General features: G+C 47.4%; 15 protein-coding genes. 10 read left to right on the top strand and 5 right to left on the bottom strand.

Annotated features, from left to right (window positions below; all coding sequences use genetic code 11):
- The first annotated feature begins 350 nt into the window (after nt 1–350).
- From R7Z47_RS19115 to R7Z47_RS19150, 8 genes are all read left to right on the top strand, one after another.
- Nucleotides 351–674 (top strand): hypothetical protein, encoded by a 324-nt coding sequence (locus tag R7Z47_RS19115; protein WP_318130509.1) that lies wholly within the window; start codon nt 351–353, stop codon nt 672–674.
- Nucleotides 671–1,084 (top strand): hypothetical protein, encoded by a 414-nt coding sequence (locus R7Z47_RS19120; RefSeq protein WP_136976912.1) that lies wholly within the window; start codon nt 671–673, stop codon nt 1,082–1,084. Before R7Z47_RS19115 ends, R7Z47_RS19120 begins: the two co-directional genes overlap by 4 nt.
- Nucleotides 1,077–1,703, top strand: coding sequence for a hypothetical protein (locus tag R7Z47_RS19125; protein WP_033905426.1), 627 nt, complete (start codon nt 1,077–1,079; stop codon nt 1,701–1,703). The genes R7Z47_RS19120 and R7Z47_RS19125 overlap by 8 nt, the downstream gene beginning before the upstream one ends.
- Nucleotides 1,700–6,493, top strand: coding sequence for a hypothetical protein (locus R7Z47_RS19130; protein ID WP_318130511.1), 4,794 nt, complete (start codon nt 1,700–1,702; stop codon nt 6,491–6,493). The genes R7Z47_RS19125 and R7Z47_RS19130 overlap by 4 nt, the downstream gene beginning before the upstream one ends.
- Nucleotides 6,494–6,561: 68 nt before the next feature.
- Nucleotides 6,562–7,245 (top strand): hypothetical protein, encoded by a 684-nt coding sequence (locus tag R7Z47_RS19135; protein ID WP_033905424.1) that lies wholly within the window; start codon nt 6,562–6,564, stop codon nt 7,243–7,245.
- Between the two features lie 65 nt (nt 7,246–7,310).
- A complete protein-coding gene (locus R7Z47_RS19140) occupies nt 7,311–7,433 on the top strand; it encodes a hypothetical protein (RefSeq protein WP_017634057.1) in 123 nt (40 codons plus the stop codon).
- A gap of 28 nt (nt 7,434–7,461) precedes the next feature.
- The gene (locus R7Z47_RS19145) at nt 7,462–8,907 is read left to right on the top strand and encodes a hypothetical protein (RefSeq protein WP_318130513.1); all 1,446 of its coding nucleotides are present in this window, start codon (nt 7,462–7,464) and stop codon (nt 8,905–8,907) included.
- 92 nt (nt 8,908–8,999) lie between these two features.
- The gene (locus R7Z47_RS19150; RefSeq protein WP_017634059.1) at nt 9,000–9,332 is read left to right on the top strand and encodes a hypothetical protein; all 333 of its coding nucleotides are present in this window, start codon (nt 9,000–9,002) and stop codon (nt 9,330–9,332) included.
- A gap of 21 nt (nt 9,333–9,353) precedes the next feature.
- Here R7Z47_RS19150 and R7Z47_RS19155 read toward each other — a convergent pair whose 3' ends face one another.
- The 5 genes from R7Z47_RS19155 to R7Z47_RS19175 all read right to left on the bottom strand — a co-directional run bounded on the left by R7Z47_RS19155 (nt 9,354) and on the right by R7Z47_RS19175 (nt 19,041).
- The gene (locus tag R7Z47_RS19155; RefSeq protein WP_158174272.1) at nt 9,354–10,271 is read right to left on the bottom strand and encodes a ParB/RepB/Spo0J family partition protein; all 918 of its coding nucleotides are present in this window, start codon (nt 10,269–10,271) and stop codon (nt 9,354–9,356) included.
- Nucleotides 10,268–11,041: a ParA family protein gene (locus R7Z47_RS19160; RefSeq protein ID WP_054579117.1), complete on the bottom strand. Its 774-nt coding sequence runs from the start codon at nt 11,039–11,041 to the stop codon at nt 10,268–10,270. The genes R7Z47_RS19155 and R7Z47_RS19160 overlap by 4 nt, the downstream gene beginning before the upstream one ends.
- A 3-nt stretch (nt 11,042–11,044) precedes the next feature.
- A complete protein-coding gene (locus tag R7Z47_RS19165) occupies nt 11,045–11,284 on the bottom strand; it encodes a hypothetical protein (protein ID WP_017634062.1) in 240 nt (79 codons plus the stop codon).
- Nucleotides 11,285–11,857: 573 nt separating this feature from the next.
- Nucleotides 11,858–12,283: a hypothetical protein gene (locus R7Z47_RS19170; protein WP_318130516.1), complete on the bottom strand. Its 426-nt coding sequence runs from the start codon at nt 12,281–12,283 to the stop codon at nt 11,858–11,860.
- A gap of 38 nt (nt 12,284–12,321) precedes the next feature.
- Nucleotides 12,322–19,041 (bottom strand): SNF2-related protein, encoded by a 6,720-nt coding sequence (locus tag R7Z47_RS19175; RefSeq protein ID WP_318130519.1) that lies wholly within the window; start codon nt 19,039–19,041, stop codon nt 12,322–12,324.
- A 381-nt stretch (nt 19,042–19,422) separates the two neighbouring features.
- On the opposite strand from R7Z47_RS19175, the gene R7Z47_RS19180 reads away from it, so the two are divergent.
- Together R7Z47_RS19180 and R7Z47_RS19185 are read left to right on the top strand one after the other, a co-directional pair.
- Nucleotides 19,423–21,096, top strand: a complete 1,674-nt coding sequence (locus tag R7Z47_RS19180; RefSeq protein ID WP_318130520.1) for a portal protein — start codon at nt 19,423–19,425, stop codon at nt 21,094–21,096.
- 13 nt (nt 21,097–21,109) lie between these two features.
- Nucleotides 21,110–22,063 (top strand): head processing protein, encoded by a 954-nt coding sequence (locus R7Z47_RS19185; RefSeq protein ID WP_215810184.1) that lies wholly within the window; start codon nt 21,110–21,112, stop codon nt 22,061–22,063.
- The last annotated feature ends 32 nt before the right edge of the window (nt 22,064–22,095 follow it).

Genomic DNA, 22,095 nt, shown 5'->3' on the forward strand with positions numbered 1-22,095 from the left:
ATGCGAGAACTTTAAAACATGGCACCCCATAAAGTTTTCGCATGCGAAAACATGGGCGCATATTGATGCGAAAACCAATATTTATATAATCTTCCTCGTCAAATATCGATTCGACTCGACTATCCTCGTTGGAAGTTTTGTATGCGTTGCCGCGCAACAAAACGCTTGGATTAGCCTCTCACCAGCCTTTTGGGTGAGAGGCTTATTTTTTATATAGGCTCTTGAAATCTAACTTTTTTCCGCAAAACAGCCCTATTTAATACCCATTCAAAAGTAAGTAACGCCCGTCTATTGAGCAAAAGCCACTATTCCGAATAAACTCGCTAGGTAATATATAAAAGGGGGATTTAATGCCAGTGTCAGTTGTTGGTGAGAGCTTTGCGATTAGCGTACTGGCTCTATCTGTCCTCAGTGGTGTTGGGTCATATCTCCAAGGCATACGCGAGCAACGTCTAGCTGGTGGATTCCTTGATTTTTTAACCGAGCTAACGCTGGCGTTGGTGGTCGGTTTGATAGTCGCTTACTTGTGTGAAAGCGAGGGTGTGGAGGCTGGTTATACCAGCGCGCTTGTCCTCATTGCGTCGAACAACGGAGCAGACTCGATCAACTTTATCCGCAAGCTGGCTAGCCAAATGTTAGCGAGATTTTTTAGTACCGGAGGGCAAGGCAAATGATGGAATTTGCAGTAATTGGCCTAGCCATTGCTGACCGATTTTTGCTTAAACGAAACGCAGTAAAAATACTGCATGCAAACCAGATGGACGATCCCGATGTGATTCGATTCGTTCTTGGTTATCAATCTCAGCGAGCCATAACGAGTGGGACTTTAACCTATTCGTTGCGCAGTAAAAAACGACCAAAAGCCGTCATTACTCGCACACGTAAGCTCGACTTTTCACACGCCGGACATAACAGCGAATACCTGACGTTCGATCGCAAGTTACTCGAACTCGAAGCGGGGGAAAAGCTGCATGGCGAGTGGATTCTGGACGTTAAGATTGAGCGCTCCTGTTCCCTAATCAATCCGCTGTACAAAATCTTTCCTACCTGTACGACATATTCAGAGGAATTTGAAATTGCGTAACAACAGTAAGTTTGCACTAGACCAGTCACATAACTATGTGGTGGTCGATTTTGACAACGTGACCGAACGCGGCCTTAAGAGTCTGATCACTGCGTTAAAACAAGCTGGTGCGACTGTTACAGACGTAGAAGCCTCGAACAAGAGAACGAGACGAGACGGCGAGACAGTTAAACGCGCCAAGTTATTCTTTGATAATGGCCAGTCAATGACGCTGTTTATTGGTGATGAGGGTGATATTTTCCAAATGACACTCAACAGCACTAAACAGCCTATCCCTAGCGTGAAGAACGAGCGCGAGCTTGCGCGTGAAATGGTTCGCCTAATGAAGCGCAACCAAAGCAAGTTTGACAAGCAAGTTGCACGTAAAGCGGCTAAAGCCGTTAAAGACACCTCAGACATTCAACCAGCTACACGTTCTATTGCTAAGCGACTTGAAGAAGCCAAAGCGGCTGAACAAGTCGCTCAGTCCAATTACACCAATGCCCTAGCCGCTCGGGATAGCGTTCGCACTAAGTTGGAAGAAGAACAACGCCGCATAGCAGATCTCGAAACTGCATTAGAGCAAGAGAAGCAAGAAACCAAAGAACTTGAAGCACAATTAGAGGCGGCAAAGTCATGATGTTTACCAGTCAAAATCAAATCAAGATTGTGGATCGCATCGACCATCTGGCCAAGAAACTCACGCCGGAGCAGATTGAAGCGGTGCTGCAAGGTAAAAACGCCGATCAAATCCTAGAGGCATTGTCACTTGAGGATTTGGAGAACACCTACTTGTATCAGTGCAAACCTGTGCCACAAATGATGTTAGAGGCGTTCAAATCGAAAGCCTCAAGGCTTCAATTTCGTGCTCAGCAATTCGGTAAGCACTTGGAACGTAAAACCCCTACTCTATCGGTAGAAGCCGTAGAAGTAGGCAAACCGCGCAAGTCTGGTGCGGTTGCTGTCCAAATGGTGAAAATCCCGTTTTCAGATGGCCAGAGCATTTCTATTGCGTTCCATGCGCCGGATAACGATCCGCTAAAAATCAATCCAGATGACACGTTAATCGCGTTCCGCTTTCTAATGAACTCGCGCGATATTACTCACGTAGTCGCGCCAAAGGGCAACATGGATTTATCCCTTAAGGAAGTGACCAACAAGCTAGCGCAGTTGCTTGAAAACAACAGCGAGAAATTTGTCGCTGCTAAGGCCAAGAAAGACGCTGACAAGAAAGCATTGGAAGAAGCGCAACAAAAGGCACAAGAACTTGATGAACAAGCTGCGCAACTAGGCGAAGAAGCTACCGACTTGGAACAAAAACTCGATGAGCTGGCCAAGAAAGAGAAGCGCTTGGAAACTCAGATCGCTACGCAGAACGAAATCCAAGAAGAACTACGCAAACAGCTTGCTGCTATCAAGCCAGCAGCGAATACAGCAACGAAAAATGTAAACGCTGGTGGTAGTTCGTCTCAAGTGATCGAGCAATGGGACGCTTCATGGACTAAGCAAGAGAAACGCGACTTCATCATTAACCGTGCCTTCAATGGCGATCTTGATGCCTTTGTTAAGCAGCTAAGCCAAGAGTTTAAAGACTCATTAGAGTTTGCAGGTGCAGCAAATCAAAACGTTCCTAGCACTTATTCAGAGTCGTATATCAATGATGCGATTTATGACCTCGATAAAGGTGCTATGACGGTATCAGAGCTTGCCGAGGCTAAAGAATACATCCGTGATTCAATTGAAAACGATTTTCCTCAGTTGTCAGACGAAGAACGGGAACGAAAAGCAAATATCGAGCGCAAAGAATGGCTATTGGCTCTTATTGGTCGCAAGACCATTGCTAAGGGCTGGAAGATGGATAAAGGCGAAGATAGCGAGCCGTTTGTCTACTTCGAATCCCCTGACGCGAACGACGATGATAGCTTTGGCCAGTACATGATCCACGCGCGCGATAACCAAACCTTGGCTATCACTTACGGCGAGGGTTCACCGCTTGCTGGTGGCGACGATCTACAAGGTTGGGAAGCTGCTAAATCACTTATTCTGGCTGACTACGATCGCGAATCTAAGTTGCTTCAAGATACCGATGACAGCAACGAAGAACCACAACCAATTGAGAACGACGAGCCAAACGCGAACGACCAAGACAAAGACGAAACCACGGATAACCTATTCTGGTATGGCCTACGTCTACGCCCTTATGGCTTGGGTACGACGCCGCCACAACATCAAGTGGTTAAGTACCTCGATCCAGAATCGGCCAAAGAGCAATTCGCTGACGCTGGTAATGGCATTCGCCACGGTGCGATCGCTTATGACCAAAAACTGCCACCAGAATTAGTAAGTAACTTTGACCTAGAGCCGCTATTTGGCATGGTTGAGGGCGACCTACAAGAAGCGGAGCGCATCGCAACCGAAGCGCTAGACCAATGGGTTGAGGACAAAGGCGTTGATGAAATTCCTCAGTCTACGCTCGATACCCTAAAACAAGTGGGCTTCAAAGCAGCGTTCGCTAAGCAGCTACGCCAGCAACCAGAAATGAAGAACCGCAAGGAAAATCCAAACGCGTACAAGCTATGGAGCGCATCGATTGACCTTGTGACGCCGGACATGATTCAAGAGATTGCCGAAGACCTAATGCTGGTTCAAAGCGATGCTGAATTACAGCGCCAAGCAGAACACACGCAAGGCCGCATGCGCTTCCAAGAAGCAGCTCTATCCCAACTTAAGGATATGCAGTCAGTAAACCCAAGCGATCGCAAACGTCTTGTTATGCTAGCTGACCTAACGCTAGGTACTGGTAAAACACTAAAACGTGGCGAGAAAGTGGATGACCAAGCTAAGCGTATTTCAGAACAAGCGCACCTAGTGGAATCACTACAAGGTGAAACCCTAGCGTCACTGGAAGCGCAATTTAAGAACCGCAAAGAGATCACTGATTTCCTAACGGCTCATCGCATTCCATTTAACCGCCGTGCGAAACGCGCTGACCTACTGCAAGCTATCTTGAACTACCGTGACGGATTCTTTAGTGCAACGGCGAAAATGTTCGACCTACGCGCGCTACGTGGCGACCTATACGAGAAGTTTGAGAACGGCGAAGCGTTAGCACTGGATGACGTAGAAAAAGCGTTTAGCGCGACTACGGTTTACCATGAGGGAGACGTAGCTTACACCAAGGCAAAAGGTGAAACCGTCATTCCAGCAATGGCAGACCAAGGCGAGGACTACCAAAAAGTTGAGCGCTTCATTAAGGCGATTGATGACGGTATCTACCCTGACCTATCCGAACTAAGTTCAGATGAGCTCTTTGCTCAGCACTATGCAATGGCAAGTGTTACCAACCAAGACATCCTGGCAATTCATGGTTTTAGATACTTGGATAACGATGAGCAGATCGACAATGAACAGATGGCGCGCGCTATCCATAACTCGGTCATGCCATTGTGGTACACAAAAGCTATCGAAGCGGAATACGAAAGCCGTGGCTTCCCTAGCCTTGCTGCGTTGCCTGACTTGAACCATAAAGGTCAATTCAAGGCGACACGCGAGAAACGCTACGCACCAGTTGGCACTATTGGCCAATCTGATTTTAGCGTTATCGATACGTACACAGGCAAGGTGCTAGAAACTGGCCTAGAGGGCGCAGCAGCGCAGCAAAAAGCGACTCAACTAAACGACCAAGCAGTGAAAGAAAGCACTATTGCAATCTTTAACATGCTTAAAGACGGCAAAACGCTTGAGCAAATTGCAGAGACGGAATACAGCGCACCACTTGAGCCTGTCAGTCCGGCTATGTTCACCACAATCAACGGCTTTGAATCATTGTATTCAACGTTGGCCATTAACGGCTCGGGTTCGCTTCACTCGCGCCCAACACTACGCGAGAACGCCGACAAGCTACTGGCCAAGGTGGACGATGACGGCAAGATTAACGGCATTGCGCTAACCGAAGAACAAGAGAACCAAATGGAAAATACATTTGGCTACAGTTTCTTCTCTGCGAAGTCGAACAAGGGTAAAGAGCTACGCTTTATCGCTAACACCAATTCTCGCAGCTACCTAACGGTTGACGGTGCGAACAAACTGCTTGAGCTATTGGGTGCTAAGAACGCCGTAGAATCTGACACAGCAGATGAAGTGAGCAAGGGTGCATCCGAGGAAGAAAAACAACTTCTCGCACTAGACCCAACTCAATATTCATTTGGCTCAATCTATGAGAGCGAGGGCATTCGAGATACGGGTGAAATCGCTAAGCGAATCCGCGCCTTTATCGCTCAGCTTAAGAAAGCTGGCAAGATCAGTAATGACGTTAAAATCTCAGTACGCAAGCCTCGCTACGGCACACTAGACCTAACGCTGACTGACTTGCCAAGAAACGTCATGCTCTACAATCCAGCTTACCTACAGTTCGAGATTGATAACCCTAACTCGCCAGCGCCACACGGTATGAGCCGTTATACCGAAGCAGTAGATCAGCTGATCGAGTTCGTTAACGCTTATGTAGGCCAATACGACTACAACAACAGCGACACGATGACCGATTACCACGATCGCAATTTCTTTGGTGGCCGCCTAACCGTGGACTTTGATTTTGGTAAAGAGCGCAAAGTGGTAGAGCTCGCGTCTCTAACTGAAATGCACCAGCAAGGCGAACAGGCAGAGGATGACGTATTAGACGTTACCTCATTCCGTGAAAGCCTAGATGAAGAAGAAGCGAAAGCGCTTGAGCAGCTAGAAGCCTTTACCAACCTAGAGCTAAAACTTGGTAAGCAGGAAGTGACTTTCCCAACAGGCCGAGTGAAGTCGATTAATGCGAAAGATGAGGACGGACTCACTTACAGCCTAGACGTTCTATTCGACATTCTAGCGACCGACTTAAGCGAAAAAGCGAAAGCTCAACTTGAGACGATTAAGGACTGGCAATCTGCGGATACCTACTACAACGAAAAAGGCGCATTGGTACAACCAAGTGTTGCGGCAGGTATCCACTCAGTAAATGGCTCAGTGCCAGCGAACGTGTACGCTCCGCTAATCGCCCGTTCATGGTTAAATGAAAGCCACGCTGACATTTATCCGATCGCTAAAGATGGCGAGTACAAGTTCGCGCTATACCAAGGCAACGACTTGATCGGTGAATTTGACGATACAGCGGAAATGGAAGCGCTATTAGTGAAAGCGTTCAATCTAAGTAGTGAGGCGCCTCAATCTGAAACAGAGGGCAATAACGAAGAAATGGAACATGTAGAGAAACTAAAGGAAATCCGAGATTTCACTGGTGAACCTACGCCGGAATTGGTTGATGAGTTCCAAACCGCACTAGAACAGGCTTACGCCCACTTCGAAGCTAACGACCAAATAGCAGAGAACGAAGCGTTGATGGATGCCGCTCTAAGCAACATCACAAGCATGATCCAAGCGCAAATTTAATCACAACCAAGGCCGCCACTTCGGCGGCCTAAACCGGAGAGAATCAAGTGTTAAGCTTAAGAGAAAAAATGACGCTCAACCGCGATGCTGCGGGTTTGTTGAAAGAGCTTAAGAGTGGCCAGCTATCGATTGGTGAACGCATCAAAAAGAACCGTGAGCTGGTGGAAATTCTTAATAAACTGACAGGCGCTAACCAAAAGGTTGAGCAGGAACCGGTATCAAGTTCGGATGAGCCAATATCGGTAGAAGAATTTTCCAAGTTAGGCCGCTCCGATAAGATTGAAAAGCTCAATGAAGTGCTACTTCTGCCTAACTGGTACGAATACGAAATGGCGTTTTTCCCTAACTACCAAATGGTTGAAAAGGGGGATAACTACGTTGTTTACAAGGATGGCGAAAACTTCCAGTTTGGCTACAAGGGGCATGTTGCGCGCGGTTTGGACTACTGGAAAAACGATGCGGGCTCAGCCAAGAAAAATGGTGGTTTTGGTAGCTGGTCGCGCGCTGACCGTAGCAAAGCTATCAAGATCATCACTAAGCACATTGAGCAGAATGAGCGCGACAATGGCGAACGTCCAGTTGAACAAAGCGAACTGGTTGCGAGATTCCTTGCAGGGGAGTTTAATACAGCCAAGCCATCGTTGTTTGTTGATGTAATGCGAGACGTTCACTCAGAGGGCTTGGAGCTAGATAGCATCAAGCAAAAAGCGATTGAATGGTTCGAGCACAATCCTGACAAACTGGCCGCTTAAGTTTTCGCATGCGAGAACTTTTTGCATGGAGCGCGAAAACTTTTCAGAGAACTTGAGAAAAAACGATGAATGTTTTCACTAAAATCCGAGCAGACTATTACTACAAGCAATCTTTAAACCTTGCACTAGCAGCCAGCGAACGTCATAACTACGCCAAGGCGCTTTTCGCATTGCTTAAGAGCCTTTAATCCTTTTCCCTGTCCCAAAAGTTTTCGCATGCGAAAACTCGCCACTCCAACCGGAGCGGTCAAATTGAACCAACTCACATCAATTAGCGCCGAAATCAAAGAGGCGAAAAACATCAATGACCTAGCCGAGATTGTTCAACTGTACGCAACAGACAATCCAAAACCCAAGCTAGGTCGCACCAGCTACGTTGTGACAGCAAAAGGCGACGAAGTGGAAACAGGCTTTAAAGTCGTGGAAGCCAGCGACCTTATTCCATCGAACGACTTAGACGGTCGAATCAATCCGAACTTCCCGCAAGAACTGCAACCGCGCGACCGTACTCGCGTATCCTCAAAATTGCAGATCTCAAAGATGGCCAACGATTTGCGTCCACAACAATTAACCGATTCTGGACTATCTAGCCACGGCGCACCGATTGTTGGCTCGGATAATGTGGTGGAGTCGGGGAACGGTCGAACCATAGCTATCATCAAAGCGTATCGAGAGGGCAAGGCTGATAAGTACCGCCAGTTCCTAATCGACAATGCGGAGCGCTTCGACCTATCACCGGAGAAAGTTGAGAGCATGCGCGAGCCAGTGTTGGTTCGAGAACGTGTCACCAAAGTTAACCGTGCTAAGTTTGCCCGAGACTCCAACCTCTCTGACTTGCAACAGATGAGCGCCGCCGAGACGGCTTGGGTTGACGCAGAGCGCATCGATGACCGCATGATTGCCCTTTTCCAACCGAGCGAAACAGGCAACCTTTTGGCCAAGTCTAACCAAGGATTTATAAACAATTTCTTAACTGAAATTGGGGATAACTCAACCGCCGGACTACTTACCGAAGATGGCCGACCAACCAAGCAACTGATTGAGCGCATGCAAAATGCCGTGTTTGCCAAGGCGTACAAAAACGAGAAGTTGGTGAAGCTGGTAGCCGAGGAAGCCGATCCCGAAATTCGCAACATTTTGAGCGCGCTAAACGGCGCAGCAAGCGCGTTTGTTGAGATGCAATACCTTAGCGGAGAGGTGCATAAAAACACGTCTGGAACGCTGGCAGAAGCCGTGGAAATTAACGCCTCACAACCTGACCTCGCTAAGTCAGCACTTGACTCACTGGTGCAAGCAACCGAGCTAGTAAGACAGGCCAAAGATTCCGGTCAGCACATCGATGAGCTATTAGCTCAGTCCGGTTTGTTTGGCGACAACGATCCCGAGGCCGAAGCGCTGGCGAGATTCATTGCTGCTAACAACCGAAGCGCAAAACGCATGACACTGGCATTTAAGGCAATGGCCGAGGCAATCAATAGTGAGCTGCTTCACCAAGGCCAAGCGCTCGGGGATATGTTTGGCGGCGGCGGTGCATCGCTTATTGATATTCTTGGGCGTGTAAATCAAGAGCTAGAAAACGAGGGGGTACAAACAGGCTTTATGTTCGAGTCTAGTGTGCAACTGGACGAACTTGCAAACGCTTCGAGGCATGCTATAAAATAGTTCTTGGCATATATTGCCTATACAACCTTTATAGACACAAAAACGCCAGATTTAATTGTCAAATCTGGCGTTTTTGCATTTGGGAGTAGGGGATGTTTACTATCAGGCATCGTTATCACTACGGGCTAATCGACATAAACGAAGACGGCGTTGCCGATGGCCATTCAGTCGCAGGGAATGAGATCCCCGCTTTAAGGAAAGATGGCGAGTATATCTACAGACCATTTAAAGGGGCGCTAGATAATATCTATCTACTGCATATCCAAAAGGTAAAGCTGGTGAATATCGTCGCTTATTGCGATGACGAACTAGGGCTATTTGGCTGGCAAGACGTGCCGCTCGATCACTATGTGGTTGGTGTCTACCGTGACGGCGGGTATTACGTCCTAACGAAAAACGGGCAGCTAATTAGCCACCCGCTTTAAAAGTTTTCGCATGCGAGAACTTTACACACGATACCCAACTAATTGAGCTTCACCAACTGGCACTTGCTCAAGTTCGCCATCATCAAACAGTACCGTTAGCTTGTCGCTATGCTTACCAGATGCGAACACCAAACCATGACGGTCATTAACCATCACACAAATGCTGGTAGGCTTTTGGTTTGCCGTAGGCTTTTTGCTTACTGGTGTCTTATCGGTCTTTTCTGCTTTCTCTGGTTTGCTAGGTTGAGGTGCAACTTCCACCTTGCTATCTAGCTCGCCAGTGCGCAGTTTTACACAATCTTGGCGTGTTAGCTTCTCGCCGCTTTCCAGCGCTTCACGAACGCGCTCAGAGTTATCGACGGTTGCTTTGCGTAGTTCGTTGATGGACTCTACATCACCAATAATCCCTTTTTGGAATGCTTCCAAAACAAAGTCAGGGGCTTTAAGCACATTTAGGTATTTCGAAATGTAGCCGTCTGATTTGCCAAGGCGCTTAGCCAAGCCACGGTTATCCAGATTGTGCTTTTTCTTTGCTTGGTCAAACGCCTTACCTAATTCGATTGGCGTTAAATCTTCTCGCTGAATGTTTTCGATGAGCTGACCAAAAATATCGCCCTTTTCACGGACAATACATTCAACGTGAGTTAGCTTATCGCTCAACATAGCGGCGCGCCAACGTCGTTCACCCTCTTGGATTTTGTATCCCTTGCCATCGAACGGGTAAACAACGACAGGTTGAATTTGGCCGTTTTCTTCTAGGCTTTCGCATAACTCAAGTAGTGATTCATCGTTAAATTCTTCACGAACTTGCTCAACTGAATACAAAGAGTCTTTAGGGATAGCCAGCACTTTCGCTGCATCGCGGATTTCTACCGCTGATTCATCCAAGAGATTATCTAGGTCGCTAAGCTTGATTCGATCTCTTAAGCTTTTGGTCATGCTGTCACCTCTACCATGCGCTTGCAAAGCTCATCACAAACCGCTGTAAAGCCGAATTTATCAGCCGCTTTAGGGTTGGTTTCAATCAGTGCTTTGCCTTGGTTTAGAGCTTCACTTACGCGCGTTGTTTTAATCAGTTTGTTTTCAAAAACTAGGTTGCCGTACTCTTTACGAAGTTCCGCTTCCTGTTCGCGCTGGTCGTTTGTAATGTTGGCTTCGATAAGGTTTAGGACAATGCCTAATACTTCCAAGTCAGGGTTCATTCGACGGATTTGGCGCGAGGTCTTAACCAGCTCATTAACGCCTTTGATCGACATTTTTTGTGCTTGGCTAATGATAAGTAGCTTACTGGCCACAAGTAGCGCTGCATGCTGTAGCGCGTTCGCCGCTGGTGGACAGTCGATAAAGATATAGTCGTAGTCGTCTTTGATAAGGTCGATAGACTCAGCCACGTTTAAGATTTGTGATTGAGTAATGTTACCCATGCGCTTATCGCCGCCAATAACGTGTACGTTTTCGCTGACTTCGAAAGGTTTAGCCTTTACTGGATTTTCAAAAAGGTTGTAAGCGTTGTGTAGGCAGCTCGCAGATGTGTACTCTGGATTCTCGACCATTTCCGGTGCGATTGAGCCGCCTAAGTTGTTTTGTGGGTCAAAGTCCAGGAATAGACATTTGTTGCCTTGGCTAGCGATGCTAATGCCAAAGTTGTAAGTACAAGTTGTTTTACCAACGCCGCCTTTTTGGTTGGCAATCGCCATGATAATGCTCATTAATTAATTTCCTTTGCTGGTGGAATTTGTTTGCTGTTTTGGTTTGCTCAGTGCTACCTCAAGATCCTCGATATAGCACTGAACTACGTAATCAGTTGTACCGCCGCCGTGCATTGCTTTGTAAATAGCAGTGTGGCAAGGGCTTACACCCTTAACGCCATCAATGAGCTGCTTGGCTTTTCTGGTACTTCCTGCCTTTTGGACTAATTGATTTAATCTTTCGCATCGTTCCTTGGATGCCATATCAATGCCTCTCGATTGTTGTCACTGGCAACAGGCACACACTATACGTTGCCAGTAGCAACAGCACAAGAAAAAAAAGTAACAAACAGAACCGATTGCACAAGTTTTCGCATGCGAGAACATTAGATAAATTGTGAGATTGATTCCATGTGTTTTCGCATGCGAAAACTTTTTGACAATTCTATTACTTAACTGGGTTACAAAGAGCAGCGTCAACAGGCATAAGAAGGGGAAAGCACCTAGTCGCATAATTCATTGTTTTTAATAAAAAAATATTAAAAACCTGTTGAATATGAAAATCATTTCATATAAATTAAATTACAGATAGGCGGCAACAAAACTATTAGGGGTAGGATTGATTGCATCAAAGCTTATCTGTTCAACGTGCAATCCCCGCCATTTTTCCAGTGGCGGGGTTTATTTTTTCTATCTCAAAAGTTTTCGCATGCGAGAACTTTAAAACATCCCATTCCGTATAGTTTTCGCATGCGAGAACTTCTTACCAAATTCCATGCAAAAAAATACCCGCCAAAAATGACGGGCATATGAGAAAAAGTTTTCGCATGCGAAAACTTAACGCATCGATTTGTTGTTAACACTCCACGCTTCGAGATTTACGTCCTCGATAGAATATTCAAATTCTTCATCATCGACGTAGTAGGTATGTAGGTTTGCTTGCCAGTAGCCTTTATCAACTTGCTCTTGCTGGTACGCCCACGCAGCACACAACAAAATCGCAGGGTCTTCGAAATTGAAGTGTTGCTCTGTGATCACTTCTGAATCGCTGCCAAGGTCAAAACCATGCTTGGCCATGAGCGATTTAACCGCCCACCAATAAGCGCCATAGTGACGGTACATGAGCGGATTGGCTTTAAGTGTTTTGTAAATGCCATCTACTTGAGCTTGGATAAATACTTCTTTGCTTTGCGCTGTTTCTAGCGCCTCATCGAGTAAGGGCTGTAGATCTTCAACGGTAGGCAATTTCACTTGGGTAATCATTGTTGTCTCCAAAAAGTTTTCGCATGCGAAAATTTGAGTTAGGCAGCTTCGGCCATTGTGTTATGAATGGTTAATAGCGATTTCGCTAGCAATTCCAAATCCGCTTTCGCAGAGATAAACCACCAGCCGCCATTAAATTCACTGCTTGCGTTTGATGCGAAGTCAGCGCCGTACTCAGCCTTAGCTTCCTTGTCACCAGCGAACATCACTTTAAGCGAACCTTTAAGGCCATTGTTGTCCATCAAACCAATGCGCTCGTATGGCTCTACAACAATCTCTTTTCGGTTGCGACCGCGCTTAGGCTTCCAGCTAATTGGTGAAGTCACCATTTTAACGTCGATGCCAATGCCTGACATTAGTTCGCTAAATTTCTCGATGCTCTCTACGTTAATGGCAGAGATATTATCGACTTTCACTTTCTGCGTTTCGGTCACTTTAACCTCGGTCTTTTCCGGCTTATCCGCATTTAGGTACTTCTCGATAAATTCCTCACGCTGTGTGCTGCGATAAGTGAATAGCGAACCATACGCACCTTTCATGCGATTCAATGACCAGTCATCCGAGAAGATTAGGCCATCACCGGATAGGAACTCACGTTCGCCAATAGCGTGTAGGTCGGCACATACCTTAAGCATGGTTTCTTGTGAGTTTTCGCCGTAAATCGCATCGACCTTTTTCAGTAGGTGAGTATCGGTCGTTGGTTTGTATTGCGTCATCCAGTACGCGATCTGTGATAGACGTTTCGCACGGTCAGGGTCGTTAGCCACCAGCTTAGTGAAGTCTGCGAATAGCTTATCTTCCAGCTCTGTGCGGTATTCGCTAGAGCGTTCGGACAGAATATCGGTGTAACGAGTGAACTCACGAGCCGATAGGCGGCGCGCTTCGTGTGCGTTGGTGTAACCTGTCCATTTCAAATTGCTTAGATGGTTATCTAGCTCTTTAAGGAAAGTGATAGACGTTTTGTAAGTCGTCTCTGCTTTCAGTAACGCTTCTTGATAAAGCTCAGGGTATTTTTCCTCGAATGCTTTGATCTCAAGTGTCACCAGTTCAACAACTTCCTGTTCGCTCACTTGGTTGCCGTTTTCCATCGCCTGTTTGTCCCAATCGCTACCGATAAAGAAACTTAGAATGTCGTGTTCCAACATCACGCGACCTTTATCTTCCAATTGCTTGGTTACTTGGTCGAGTAGGGCTTTCACGATCGCTTTATCGCTCGCATCTGGATAAATCAGCGTTTGGTCTGGTTCAACATCCAATCCCCACGGCATAGAGAATGAGCCGTCAGCATTGCGCACCAAACAACGGCGGCTGTTACCGTAGGCTTTCATTTTCTTTTCTGCGACCAGTTCAAAGAACGTCTCACGGTCAAACGTATGAGCGACTTCACTTAGTGGTACACCTTGGAGCGCTTTTGCTTCTAGCGCAGCTCTATCCTGATTCACTGGCGCAATTTCAATGATGCGCTCAACAGGTAGATCGACATAGTTGCGTGACGCTGGTTCGCCGTCCATTTCAGTAATAAAGCCGTCCACCGTGCCAGATTTACGGTCGAAGTTGGTGATCATAATTGTTGCTTTTGAATCGTACTCGGCGCTCCAAGAACGGCTCTTAACTTCGGCTTTGTAGGTGTAGCCATTACGCACAATCACACCGTTGCGAACAATGTACAACTCTGGATGAGTTAGGAAGTCAGGGTAATCCTTTAACACACCGTCATTGATGGCCAGCTCCATTGCTGGTTTCAATTTCTTGATGGTATCGCTCGCTTTGTCGCGGTTTTTGATCGCTGCCTCATAGGTTTTGATTTGGCTTTCTAGCGCAAACAGTCTGCCTTTGGTGCGTTGGTAGTTTTTGTGCTGCCAACTGCCGCGCTTCTCGCCCTCTGCACGTAGGCGATCTTCTTCCACCTCTTTGCGTAGTGGCTCTAACTTCTCGCGTAGTTCGGCCAGCTCGCCCTCAACCGCACTCACATCCAAAGCAAGCATTTGGGTGGCTTTGATGTACTTGCTGACGTTAATACTTGCTAGTCGGCGTTCCTCTAATTTGCGCTTGCGCTCAGCTTGACGCTTAGCCGCTTCGATACGGGCTTTCGCTTCTTCTGGATTTGCTGCCAGCATGATTGCAGTTTCGTCGGCTGCGTCTGCATCGGCGTTCGCAATGTACTTTTCATCACCTTTGAACATTGTCTCAATCCAAGTGGCTTTGCGTTGGATTGTGGCCAAGCGGAAATCATCGAATGAGCCTTTCGACGTGTAGTAGTGAACATTCACGCTGTTTTGTTTAGAGCCAACACGCGCGCCACGGCCATTACGCTGTGTGATACTCATTGGAGTCCAAGGTAGCGTTAAGTGGTGAATATCGGTTGTGCCATGATGCAAGTTGATGCCGACTTCGCCTTTTTTATTGAGGATCATGAATTTGTATTTCGAGGTGTTGTAAGCATTGGCCATTGCTTCCAAACCCGCTTCCTCATCGTCCTCAGTCGCTTTAGAGCCTTTCTTACCCGCAACGGTATCGCTGTTCAAAATACCGATTTCAGACAGCTTACAACCAACAAAATCCGCAATGATTCGCGCGACTTTCTTGTGCTGTGTTTTTTCTTCGGTAAAGACAAGCTGCTTACCGCCAGCCAGATAAATCTCGCGCGCGTTCTCAAGGAACTTGGCGTACTTAGGGGAGACAGGGTGCGTAAATTTCAACTTGGCTTTGTCACAAATGTTTGTGAATCGGTCATCAAGTTGCTGGTGGAGCTGAACCACGCAGTGATCGCCCTCGACCTTAACGCTCTTATCAACCTTGACTTGGATTTTGCTTAGCTTAACCGTGCCGTCTGGTGCCACATCCTCAAAAGCGACCGTGACGGTATTTGGTAGCTTAGCTACTGCCGCCTCTACCTCTTTCTTGCTGTCCTTGGCGAATCGGTAGGTAACACGCTCATAGTACAAATCAAGGTCTGTACTTACCTTGTCCATTTTACGGATTAGGCCGAAAACCGTGTCGTTAGGGTATTGCTCGACAATCTCTTGGTTTTCGTCTTTGTCTGGATTACTGATTGCGTCAGCGCGCTGGCGTAGTTCCTCATATAGCGCTTCCTGTTCGCTATTCATTTGGACAACGCTTTGCTGGCTAATCAGGTCAGGAATGTGAACGTTGGCACCAACGGATTTAGCATCCTCGATCGTCATGTAGCGGTTAACGATGTTTCGAAGTGCGTCTAGGTTTTGGAATCCGAGTAGGGCTTCACGCTGTTCAACTTCGCCCGAAATCTTAGTAACCAGCGCTTCGCCAGTCTTACCAAACATGCGGATAAAGTCGTCGCTGTCAAAGATCCCCATCTTGGCAAACGTGTCTGCCGGAATGATGTGGGACAGCATATTGAACATATCAACAGGGCTGTTTACGGTTGGCGTAGCTGTTAGGAAGTAAACGCCTCGACCGTCATTGCGAGCCTTAATGACGTTGTTCTTAAGCTGCATATCGATAGCGCGATCGGCTTGCGCTTGGCTAGGCAAGAATGCCAGATTGTTTCGGTATGAGCCGCCCTTGTACGAGTTGCGGAAATCATGCGCCTCATCGACCATAACCGAATCGAATAGCAAGTCCTCAAAGTACGGTAGTTCTTCGTTTTTGGCCGTACCATCGTCAGTATATTTCGCTTCAAAACGCGCGTTCTTCGCTTGATCTGTGTGGCTTTCCGCTTCCTTAACTAGCTTGCTTGAACCCGCAATCAAACCAGCATCGCGCATTTCAAGCACATTGGCCGAAATCGTGTCCGGCTTCAATGGAATGCGGTTGTACACGTCTTTTGTCATTACCACGATGCGAGCGGTTGACTGTGTAAGCTGGTGGAGCTGTTCTGCTACGCGCTTGCCGTTTGTGTCTACGGTCAGTTTGGCGCGCAAGATAGGATCGCCTTTCTTGTCTAACTTCGGTTCGCCCGTTTCATCTAATACCGGTTCCCGAATGATTTTTCCGTCATCGTCTTTGTGAACTTCAAGGCCGATAAATACCTTGTCAGATAGATTGCTTTCACCAAAGAACAGATCGGACTCATAGAACCAGTTCTCTAACACGGATTTAGGAACAACGATGGCCACACGGTTGGCGCGTTTGGTTTCTAGGTTGTGCTGCACGAGGCCAAGGCCAGTGAGCGTTTTACCCAAGCCAGTACCAAAGGCAATAATGCCGTTACCGTCTGCACTGTGACGGCGAATCGTTGAGTTTTGGTAAGGTAGGAACTCAATCGCACCAGATACGCCATTTAGCGTTAGTGGTGAGTCATCAAACTCCGGCTTAATCCAACCGTTAAACGTATTGTTGTAAACCTGTTCCAAGTATTCTGAATGGTCAGATGATGCAATCCATGTAGAAAACTCATCATCGAGGCGGCGCATTTGTTCACGGATAAGTGATTTATCTTCGTTCTTACTACCGCCACGAACCGCACCATAGTTGATGTACGATTCAATTTGACGCTCAAATCGCTCATCGCTGTTCGCTGCTTTACCTTTCACGCCATTACGAGTTAGGCCATCAATCCATTCGCCATCACGCCAACGGTAGCCAGTAAGGTATTGCCCGGATTCGCTTTGTACGAAATCCTCAAAGCCGTCCTTATCCTCGGTAAAGTCGCCCAAGATAAATTCCGTGTAGCCACGGTCATGCAGGAACTCAAGCATGATGTTTTTAGGAATCCACTTATCGGTAAGCTTCATCTTCACATCGGCAATCGAGATCTTGTTTCGCTTAGATTCGATGGCTTGAATTTGGCGCATGATGTTAGCTTTCACGGTATCGCTGGTGGTCGATACTAATTGTGCGGTCAGCTGATCCATGCGCTTACCGACTAGGCCAGTCGTCGCTTTATGGAATGCCGTCACCGTGCTGTCAGGGTTTACCGCTACCTCATCCATGTTCGCTAGGTAATCAAGCAACTGCTCATCGCTCATCGCATCGATACCGCTTGCGGTGTAATACGTGCGAACGTCATGCAGTGTCAGTGTGGTTATGCCTAGTTCACGGTCACATAGATGGAACACGTCACCAATGCGAGACGAACTGTATTGAACGGTCAGCTCACGCTTAAGGTCGCCTTTGAGTAGGTCAGACAGTTTGCCCTTAGAATCGATCGATGAGTGGTAGTAATTCCATGCAGAGACGTACTTCTCGCTTAAGTTGCTTAGCGCTTTCTTCGATACCTTAGAGCCGCCCATTAGTGCGTTCAGCTCTAACACTTCGCCGCTTAACTTCACGCGATATTGTTCGGTCTGGAAGTCCTCCGCGCCCATTGCCATGTTGGCCAAGTCGCTATTGGATGTCGTTCGGCTACCAGCAACCAGCGTTGCAAGTGTTTGAACTTTCATGCCAAGTAGAATGCCTTTGTAAGCGTGTTCTTGGCTTGCTTTTGGCAGCTTGGCAATCTCGCGCATTAGGGCTTTAAAGTCGTCATGACACAAGTAACCGTAATCTTCGAAAAGCTTGAGCGCTTGGCTGGCCGATAGCTTAAGCATCGATTCAGTAGAGTAGGTGATAGAACCGATCTCATCGGTGTTATCTGGGCCATAGGTCGCCTTACTGATAACGCCTGTTTTCGCATTGCTTTCAGATAGCTCCCATTCGCCATCAATCATTTCGTACTGCTGGCCATTGCGGAAAATCGTGTCTCCATCGGAGTATTTCGCGCTCACTGGCTCGCTAACCGCTTCATCGAGTAACATCCAATCAATGCGACTGTCAAAGCGGCGCATTAACGACTCTTTAATATCATCGTTAGAACGGTTGCCACGCTTCACGACTTTGCGCGCAAACTTACCTACGCCCTCAACAGTCTGTTCGCCGTTGATGAATTTCTTACCCTCGCGCTCGAACCACTTACCTTTGAGCCAAGTGTCCCAAAGTACGTTAGATTCAATCAGCGTGTCGCGGTCGGCGCTATCAATCAGTGCTTTCGCTTGGTCGCTGTGTTTTCGCCAGATAACAAGGTCAGTCACTACGCCCGTATTAGAGAACGTGCCCGTTGGTAGTCGGTGCGCGCCCAAAAACTCCGCTTTAAGCGCGAGTTGTGTACGCCACTTCTCAAGGTTTTTCGCATCACAAATACGAGTTGGCAGCACTAGGGCAATCAAGCCACCAGCTTTCGCTTTATCGATAGAACGAGAAACGAAATACTGATCAGCGTACTTAATGTCTTTGTACGCTTTGTCTTTCATCGCGCTAGCGTCTCGAACACCATAAGGCGGGTTGCCGATCACTAGGTCAAAGTCGCCAATGCCAGGATTAGTTGCTACCGCTTCGAATGCCGATTGGATTACATGGTCTTCGGGGTGGAGAATTTGGTTGATGGCCGCTGAGGTCTGATCCATTTCTACGGATGTAGTCAGGGTGCCTTTAGGTTTGGTTTCGCTAAACACGCCCACGCCCGAACTTGGTTCAAGTACGCTACCGCCAGTAAAGCCATAGGAACGAACTGCATCCCAAGTCGCGCTCGCCAGCCATTTAGGCGTGTAGTATTCGTTGGTGGAGCCACCGATACCGCCAAAACCTGTGTAGTCGCGCAGAGCTGCTTTATCTTCGGGTGAAACGTTGGAGTAGTCGCCGTTGTACTTGGCGAGAATATCTTTGGCTAGTTGGTTAGCCTTAAGGCGCTGGTGGCCTTTTGGAGTGTCGCTAATATCGACAGCGAGCAAGGCTTCAAACTGGCGTACCAGTTCATCGATTGTTGTCGCCTGTTCAATACTGCGGGTTAAATCAGTGTTCATTGAACGTGCCTTTTATTCTTTGGATAAAAGCCAAAAAAAAAGTCGAGCTTTCGCCCGACTTTTTCCTTTCCTATTCCCCATCCCAAAAAAACGCCACTATCAATATCAATTTAAGTTAATGAATAATCTAAAATATCTAAGGAAGTAGATTTTTAGGGACGAGAGAATTATTCCGAACACAGTTATTATCATCAAGAATAAAAATTAGTGTTTTTGGTGAGTAACCAAGGTTCAAAGGCAAGCAATTGAACTTTGACTAAAAAAAATTAACGCATAGAAAATCAATAATTTATTAGCGTATTGGTCACATTGACGCGATGCGCTATCATCCAAGATCATCCCCATCCCTGCAAAAAGCGCCTCAAATTACCGAGGTCGCACATGTCGCAAAACAAGGCATCAATTGGGCTAGCGGCAGCTTTAAAACAAGCGTTCCCTTTCTTTAACGAGAATGACGATAAAGAGAGTGGGATAAGTTTTGAATCTGGCGCTGGATACACGGGATCGCCATTCCACGATCGCGAACACCAATTAGATGAAAGCAACGGCGCTCTGACCAATGACGGTCGAAAAAGCTCAGACCGCTTTTTTCTGCACAAGCTGCCGAAAGATCGCTTCATGCTATATCCGATACTCAAGGAAATGGCCGAGGACAGCACGATTGATGCCGCGCTCAATCTGCACCTTGGTCACGCTCTTTCGGTATCAAACGACAATGGCATGGCTGTGTATCTTCATCCAACCGATGAGAAGTACGCCGAGTACGTAGGCCGTCTTAACCGAGAGCTGCTAACTCCAATCAACGAAAACCTAATGAACTGGACGTATTCAACGCTGGTTTATGGGGTTAACTATGTTCGCCCATACACGAAAGAGGGCGTGGGTATTACTCACTTTGAGGCCAACTACTACACGTTGCCAAACCAAATTCGTGAGTACGAACGTTCGGGCGAGCTAGCGGGATTTACTGCGGAATATCTACAAACCCGAGCGAACGGCGAACAGGTACGCCTTGCCGAGCCTTGGGCGCTTATCCCACTAAAAATGCCAATCTGGCGGCCAGATATGGATATACCGCCAGTTAACTACACTGGCCAGCGCTACTCACTTTATGACGATGCGTATTCACGCATGCCAATCGAGACGCAGAACTACGGCACATCCATTCTTCTTACCTGTTTTGAGGCTTGGTCGATGCTTCGCCAGTCCATTGCAGCGCTCGGCGCAAGTCGTGTGAATGCTTCACTTATCGATCGCATGGTAGCGGTAAACACTGACGGCTTAGATGCGGCCGGAGCTGCGGAATACATCAACATGGTCGCTGACCAGATGAAGCAAGACCGTCAAGAGGTGGTAGACCGTTCCCGCAAGCTAGGTTTCATTCCAACCGTCATCAACACGCTATTGCCATTTATGGGCGGCGCTAAAGGTGGCTTGCAGATCGATACCTTTACCACTGACCCGAATATCTCCCACATCGAAGACATTATGTTTCACCTTAAACGCTTAGCCGGAACGCTTGGCGTAGACCCATCCATGCTTGGGTTTGGTGATCTTCTTTCTGGTGGACTAGGCGAGGGCGGCTTCTTCCGCACATCGATTCAATCTGCACTACGCGCCAACCAAATCCGCTCAGCCGTGGTGGCGTTCGTTAAGCGCGCTATCGACATTCACACCATCTACCGAGACGGCAAGGTGTGGAATGACAACGATATGCCATTCGAGATCCGATTTAACTCTCTCAACACTGCTATCGAGCAAGAGAAGTCGGCAGCAATGGAGTCGCAAGCGAACTACGCAACCATGCTGACTACCGTGCTTGACCTTATCGAGCAATCCCCAATCGGCAAGTCTCCGAAACTCAAAAACCATCTTTACACGTCCGTTGTTGGCCTCGATTCCGAGCTGGCCAATGAAGTCATTTCCGAGCTCGCGGCTCAAGTGGCCAAGAACGACAAAATGATGGAATCCATTGGCATGACTGACCAAAGCGAAGCGGAACGATTCGTTAGAGACGTAGTTCTCGACCTACTAACCGAAATCCAAAGCCATTAATGGAGAAAAGAAAGTGACAGCAAAAGCACTTAAACAAGTATCCGACCGTTTCAGCCTATTCAATGACGGTCGCAAGCTTAGCGCCAACAAGCGCAATTACATCATCAAAGCCGTGCAAGCGATGATCAACAGCCCACGAACTCAAGAGCTACTACGACTAGGCGAAGCGTATGGTTACTATGGCCATCAATCCCGCCAACGCGCTAATAAGCTCTCAATCGGTGAAACTGAGGTGATCATGATTAATGGTCGTCCGGTTGTGGTAGAAAACGTGCCATCTAACCGCACAGTCTCTATCACCTGTTCAGATGACGGTATTGTTGAACACACTCAAGAGTTTTTAGATACCTATACAGGCCGTATCGCTTTAGGTTTGCACAATAGCCGTGCTGGTGGTTGGAGTTGGGCGACTGGTGGCCAAGATACACGCGAGGCATCGATCACGACTTCATATCACGGTATGGACTACGTGTTGCAGCCGAACTATATCAGCCTAGACCATCCGGCCATGATGATGGAAAGTGCGAACAGCAAGCAAATGATCCTCGAATCGCTACAGGAACAAGGTTTTGATGAGGAATCCGCGCGTAATATCTACGCGAACATGACTCAACAGACCAATGTTGAGCTTGTCGGTGATCTTACTAACCAGCTTATGTACCTAGAAAGCGTGAATGCAGAGTTGCGTGAAAAGGTAGAGCAAAACGCTAAGGCAACCTCGATGCTGCTTGATGTTGTGGACTCTTTACCTATCTATGTAACCGATGCGCAGCGCAAAGCGATCGCCAACATGGCCACCAAGGAAGATCATCAAGTGGTGCGAGCCATGTTTGAGTCGCTAGGTTCCCGAAAAATGGCAACTTTACCGACAAATAGCTACGTTCCAGTAGAGCAAAAAGTGAGTGTTGCCCCTCAAATTAAACAGCAATTCGTCAACTTCGGATCTTCATCACGAAAATTCCAATAAGTTGATCAATTAAAAAGCGCCACCAGCGATTA

Origin of the sequence: Vibrio sp. 1641, from assembly GCF_033339995.1 — a bacterium.
Classification (GTDB): Bacteria; Pseudomonadota; Gammaproteobacteria; order Enterobacterales; family Vibrionaceae; genus Vibrio; species Vibrio alginolyticus.

What these genes read in the sequence shown, in the direction of transcription:
- R7Z47_RS19115 (WP_318130509.1), top strand. Translation starts at nt 351, where the DNA reads ATGCCAGTGTCAGTTGTTGGTGAGAGCTTTGCGATTAGCGTACTGGCT.
- R7Z47_RS19120 (WP_136976912.1), top strand. Translation starts at nt 671, where the DNA reads ATGATGGAATTTGCAGTAATTGGCCTAGCCATTGCTGACCGATTTTTG.
- R7Z47_RS19130 (WP_318130511.1), top strand. Translation starts at nt 1,700, where the DNA reads ATGATGTTTACCAGTCAAAATCAAATCAAGATTGTGGATCGCATCGAC.
- R7Z47_RS19135 (WP_033905424.1), top strand. Translation starts at nt 6,562, where the DNA reads ATGACGCTCAACCGCGATGCTGCGGGTTTGTTGAAAGAGCTTAAGAGT.
- R7Z47_RS19140 (WP_017634057.1), top strand. Translation starts at nt 7,311, where the DNA reads ATGAATGTTTTCACTAAAATCCGAGCAGACTATTACTACAAGCAATCT.
- R7Z47_RS19145 (WP_318130513.1), top strand. Translation starts at nt 7,462, where the DNA reads ATGCGAAAACTCGCCACTCCAACCGGAGCGGTCAAATTGAACCAACTC.
- R7Z47_RS19150 (WP_017634059.1), top strand. Translation starts at nt 9,000, where the DNA reads ATGTTTACTATCAGGCATCGTTATCACTACGGGCTAATCGACATAAAC.
- R7Z47_RS19155 (WP_158174272.1), bottom strand. Translation starts at nt 10,271, where the DNA reads ATGACCAAAAGCTTAAGAGATCGAATCAAGCTTAGCGACCTAGATAAT.
- R7Z47_RS19160 (WP_054579117.1), bottom strand. Translation starts at nt 11,041, where the DNA reads ATGAGCATTATCATGGCGATTGCCAACCAAAAAGGCGGCGTTGGTAAA.
- R7Z47_RS19165 (WP_017634062.1), bottom strand. Translation starts at nt 11,284, where the DNA reads ATGGCATCCAAGGAACGATGCGAAAGATTAAATCAATTAGTCCAAAAG.
- R7Z47_RS19170 (WP_318130516.1), bottom strand. Translation starts at nt 12,283, where the DNA reads ATGATTACCCAAGTGAAATTGCCTACCGTTGAAGATCTACAGCCCTTA.
- R7Z47_RS19175 (WP_318130519.1), bottom strand. Translation starts at nt 19,041, where the DNA reads ATGAACACTGATTTAACCCGCAGTATTGAACAGGCGACAACAATCGAT.
- R7Z47_RS19180 (WP_318130520.1), top strand. Translation starts at nt 19,423, where the DNA reads ATGTCGCAAAACAAGGCATCAATTGGGCTAGCGGCAGCTTTAAAACAA.